This is a genomic window from Mesorhizobium sp. M7A.F.Ca.CA.004.04.2.1 (assembly GCF_004022825.1).
GTDB lineage: Bacteria > Pseudomonadota > Alphaproteobacteria > Rhizobiales > Rhizobiaceae > Mesorhizobium.
In genome coordinates this window covers 1-1,646 of sequence record NZ_RZPH01001197.1, presented here as the reverse complement: position 1 = coordinate 1,646, position 1,646 = coordinate 1, and the positions used below count along the sequence as shown (strand labels likewise).

Here is a 1,646-nt window from a genome sequence, read left to right as displayed (position 1 = left end):
GTCCGAAGGCAGCTCGATCACCGAAGGCATCGGGCAGGGGCGCATCACCGCCAATCTCGAAGGGTTCACGCCGGATTTTTCATTCCAGATCCCCGATGAGGATGCGCTGCCGATCGTCTTCGACCTGATCCAGGAAGAGGGCCTTTGCGTCGGCGGCTCGACCGGCATCAACATAGCCGGCGCGATCCGTCTGGGCAGGGAATTAGGTCCCGGCCACACCATCGTGACCATTCTTTGTGATTATGGCACGCGCTATCAATCAAAACTGTTCAACCCGGAATTCCTGCGCGAAAAGCAGCTGCCGGTGCCAGGCTGGATGGAACTGAAGAGCACAATTCCGGTGCCGTTCGAAAAGGTCGCGTGATGGCAAACAGGACGGACGCCCTGTTTCGCGACGATGCCTATCTGCGGACGGCGGACGCAACGGTCGTTGCCGTCAACGATCGCGGCGGTATCATCCTCGACCGGACCATCTTCTACGCCACTTCAGGCGGCCAACCGGGCGATACCGGGTATCTCGAACGCGGCGACGGCAGCCGTATCGTCATTGCCGCCACCCTCACCGGTGAGACCAAGGACGAGATCATACACGTGCCGGCGCCGGAGCAGGCGGTTCCGCAGCCAGGCGAGGCGCTGAGGCTGGCGATCGACTGGGAGCGGCGGCATCTCCTGATGCGCATGCACGCGGCTTGCCATCTGCTCACCGTCGTCTGCCCGTTCCCGATCACCGGTGCCTCGGTTTCCGAGGACGACAGCCGTGTCGACTTCGACGCTCCGGATGCCGGCTTCACCAAGGAGGACGTCACCGCCGGGCTGATGGACCTGGTGCGGGCCGATCATCCGATCTTTGTCAGGCTGATCAGTGACGAAGACCTGGCCGCCAATCCCGGCCTGGTGAAATCCAAGAACGTTCGGCCGCCGGTGGGCACAGGCAAGATCCGCCTGGTTTGTATCGGCGACAACGCTTCGGTGGACAGCCAGCCCTGCGGCGGCACCCATGTGAAAAGCACCGCCGAAGTCGGCGAAATCCACATCGGCAAGATCGAGAAGAAGGGCCGCGAGAACCGGCGCTTCCGCATCCGCTTTGGGCCGATGCCGGCAAACTGAACAGGACAGTGATCGCCAAAAAGCGAGCAGGAGAACAAAATGGCCGAGGACAGCCCCTTCACCGTCGACGCAGACTGGCTGCAGCAACGTCTCGGCGAGCCGGGCCTGACGATCATCGACGCATCCTGGTATCTCCCGGCGCAGAGGCGCGATGCGCGCGGCGAGTATGAGTCGGCCCATATCCCGGGCGCACGTTTTCTCGATCAGGATGCCGTTTCGGACCCGGATTCGCCCCTGCCGCATACCTTGCCGTCGCCGCAGCATTTTGCCCAGTATGTCGGCGCCATGGGCGTTTCGGCCGATGACACCATCGTCGTCTACGACGGGCCGGGTTTCTTCTCCGCACCCCGGGCGTGGTGGATGTTCCGGGTGATGGGCGTCTTTCAGACCTATATTCTGGAGGGCGGCTTCGATGGCTGGAAAGCCGCCGGCAGGCCGGTGACGGCCGAACCGACCAAGATCGCGCCAAGCGTGTTTCATGCCGATTTCGACGCCGGGCGCGTCGCCAGCCTCGCCGACATGCGCGGGATCGTCGACAC

At 63.2% G+C, this 1,646-nt stretch carries 2 protein-coding genes and 1 pseudogene; all 3 read left to right on the top strand.

Annotated elements, in window-relative coordinates:
• Window positions 1-364, top strand: a pseudogene (locus tag EN893_RS32930) (pyridoxal-phosphate dependent enzyme); the annotation flags it as partial.
• Window positions 364-1,107 carry an alanyl-tRNA editing protein gene (locus tag EN893_RS32925; RefSeq protein ID WP_127270595.1) on the top strand — a complete coding sequence of 248 codons (744 nt, stop codon included), beginning with the start codon at window positions 364-366 and terminating at the stop codon, window positions 1,105-1,107. The pseudogene EN893_RS32930 and the gene EN893_RS32925, both read left to right, overlap by 1 nt.
• A 39-nt stretch (window positions 1,108-1,146) precedes the next feature.
• A partial coding sequence (locus tag EN893_RS32920; protein WP_164901345.1) for a sulfurtransferase occupies window positions 1,147-1,646 on the top strand: 500 nt, incomplete at its 3' end.